The following is a 2665-nucleotide window of genomic DNA, read 5'->3' on the forward strand; positions in this document are numbered from 1 at the left end:
ATACACGTCCGATGCCTATCATCGAACCCTGAGCAAGCACGGCGCGCGACCCTCCGTCGGCGCCACCGGAGTGTGCTGGGACAACGCCGCCGCCGAATCCTTCTTCGGCACACTCAAAAATGAACTCGTCTACCGAGAAATCTACCCCACCCGCCGCGCCGCCCGCAGTGCGATCGCCGAGTACATCGAAGTCTTCTACAACCGGCAGCGACTCCACTCCACCCTCGGCTANCACACTCCGGAACACGTCGAACATCTCTACCTGACGAGTCAGACATCAATACCGGAGGCGGCGTAAAGCTGATATAGTCCAACTATCGCGTGTCCGTGAAACGGGCAGCACCTCAACCGGCAGACATGACGAGGGGATCGAAATGGCGCAGCATGTGGGCCCGATCCCCGCGTGCGCCCGGCAGGGATCGAACCTGCGACCTGGTGCTTAGAAGGCACGAAATGCGTCAGGCGTCCCAGGCTCCCGCGCNGCTTCCACGCTCCGCCGGTGTCCGCCACCGTCCGTCGACGTCCGGGCATGTTGCTACACCCGTTGCTACACCTGACGGCTGAGGGGCCCGCGGACCCCTGCCTTGCAAAGTCGGTCCGGCTCGTCCGCCGGTGTCCGGGCTCGTCCACACAGTCGGCCGGGCCTGGGCGCTGGTTCCGCNGCTGGCCGTCGTCGTCCGTGGACGTCCGCGGGCTTGGCTACACGGTTGGCTACAGATGCCCGGTCGGCTGGCGATGGCCGCTGACCAGGGGCTCCCGCGCTTGTTGCTTCAGAGCGATTGTCTGATGTCGTACGGCGATGGTCTGTGCTGTCGGATGCGGGTGGACACTGGCTGGGTGACCGGTGGGGGCGTCGTGGATGACGGCGGGTGGGACTTTTTCGTGTCGTACACGCAGGTGGATCGGGCGTGGGCGGTGTGGGTGGCGTGGGTGTTGGAGGAGGCGGGTTTCCGGGTTCTGGTGCAGGAGTGGGATTTCGTGCCGGGGTCGAACTGGGTCGCTGGGATGGATGAGGGGGTGGTGAAGGCCCGGCGGACGGTGGCGGTGCTGTCCGAGGAGTACACGCGGTCGGTGTACGGGAAGGCGGAGTGGCGGGCGGCGTGGGCGGCCGATCCGGGTGGGGAGGACCGCCGGCTGCTGGTGTTCCGGGTGGCGGACTGTGCACGTCCGGGGCTGCTCGGGCAGGTGGTGGGCGTGGATCTGTTCGGCTGTGCGGAGCGGGTGGCGCGGGAGCAGGTGGTGGGCGCGGCGCGGCTGGCGGTGTCAGGCGAGCGGGGCAAGCCGGAGGTGGCGCCGCCGTTTCCGCCGGGGTGGCGGGCGGTGCCGGAGCGGGCGGTGTTCCCGGGTGGGCTGNCCGGGGTCTGGAACGTGCCGGCTCGGTTGGCGCGGTTCGTGGGCCGGGTGGGGCAGTTGGAGGAGCTGGCGGGCGCGGTGCGGGCCAGGTCGGTGGTGGCGCTGGCGGGGATGGGTGGGGTGGGTAAGACGTCGCTGGCGGTGGAGTACGTGCACCGGCATGCGTCTGATTTCGATGTGGTGTGGTGGGTGGAGGCGGAGCAGGCAGGTGCGGTCGCCGAGCAGATCGGCGCGTTGGGNGAGGCGTTGGGGCTGCCGGTAGGGGCGGAACCGGCGGGGGTGCTGGGGGAACTGCGGCGGCGGGGGGCACGCTGGCTGCTGGTGTTCGACAACGCCGAGGATGTCGCGGCGGTGGTGCCGTTTAGTCCGGCGGATGGGCGGGGTCGGGTGTTGGTGACGTCGCGGCGTGCGGGCTGGGGTGGGCTTGGGGCGGTGGTGCAGGTCCCGACGTTAGACCGGTCAGAGTCGGTGGCGCTGCTGTCGGGCCGGGTTCCCGATATGGATGCGCGCACCGCGGATCGGATCGCCGACCTGCTGGGTGATCTGGCGTTGGCGGTGGAGCAGTCTGCGGGGTTCTGTGAGCAGACAGGTACCCCGGCCGGTGAGTTCGCCGGGCTGCTCGCGGACAGGTTGGACGAGGTGATCGAGCTTGGGGAGGTTGTGGGGCGGGCTGGGGTGACGGTGGCGACGCTGTGGGNGTTGTCGGTCGCCAGGCTTGCCGTGTCGGAGCCGGCGGCGGTGGAGTTGCTCGAGCTGCTGGCGTTCTGCGGTCCGGAGCCGGTGCCGTTGGATCTGCTCGTCGACCGGTCGGAGCTGCTGGGCGAGGGCGCCCTGTCGCAGGCGGTGGCGGACCGTCTGGCTTGGACGCGGACGGTCGGGGCTCTGGTCGCCTACGGCCTGGCCAGCCGGGATACGCGCTCGGTGGTGGTGCATCGGCTGATACAGGCCACGACCCGTCGGCGTGTCTCCGATGCACGGCGGTCGGCGGTGCTGGCGGTGCTGCTGCGGTTGCTGCGCGCGGACCTGCCCGGCGATATTCAGCGTTCTCCGCAGAAATGGCCACGATGGCGGGACCTGCTCCCCCACGTACGCACGGTTGTGGGCCGGATGCCTGATCCGGACAGCTCGCCGAGTATGTCCGAGGTGGATGTGCCGACGGACATTGATGATCTGGTGTGGTTGTGCGACCGGGTCGCGATCTACCTGCAGGTACACGGCCGGCCCGGCGAGGCGCTCCCGCTGTTCCGTCGCGCCCTGACCATCACCGAAGCCGTCTACGGACCCGACCACCCCGAGGTCGCCACCCACCTGA

Annotated in this window: 3 protein-coding genes, 1 tRNA gene and 2 pseudogenes; 5 read left to right on the plus strand and 1 reads right to left on the minus strand. The window is 69.3% G+C overall.

From position 1 onward, the window contains the following. Positions 1-231, plus strand: a 231-nt coding sequence (locus FF86_RS15865; protein WP_242418868.1) for an integrase core domain-containing protein, incomplete at both ends; no start/stop codon positions are given. Positions 232-404: 173 nt separating this feature from the next. Here the strand turns inward: FF86_RS15865 and FF86_RS34255 are convergent. Further along, positions 405-479, minus strand: a tRNA-Arg gene (locus FF86_RS34255). 403 nt (positions 480-882) lie between these two features. Here FF86_RS34255 and FF86_RS49700 point away from each other — a divergent pair. The 4 genes and pseudogenes from FF86_RS49700 to FF86_RS35970 form a co-directional block, all read left to right on the plus strand. Then, positions 883-1353 (plus strand): toll/interleukin-1 receptor domain-containing protein (locus tag FF86_RS49700; RefSeq protein WP_242418853.1); only part of this gene is annotated, 471 nt, incomplete at its 3' end. Positions 1354-1401: 48 nt separating this feature from the next. Further along, the coding region (locus FF86_RS49705; protein WP_242418869.1) for an NB-ARC domain-containing protein at positions 1402-1592 on the plus strand (191 nt) is incomplete at its 3' end. Position 1593: 1 nt separating this feature from the next. After that, positions 1594-2050: pseudogene (locus FF86_RS49710) on the plus strand (toll/interleukin-1 receptor domain-containing protein); the annotation flags it as partial. A gap of 1 nt (position 2051) precedes the next feature. Further along, positions 2052-2665: pseudogene (locus tag FF86_RS35970) on the plus strand (tetratricopeptide repeat protein); the annotation flags it as partial.

This window comes from Frankia sp. CpI1-P, assembly GCF_001421075.1.
GTDB lineage: Bacteria > Actinomycetota > Actinomycetes > Frankiales > Frankiaceae > Frankia > Frankia torreyi.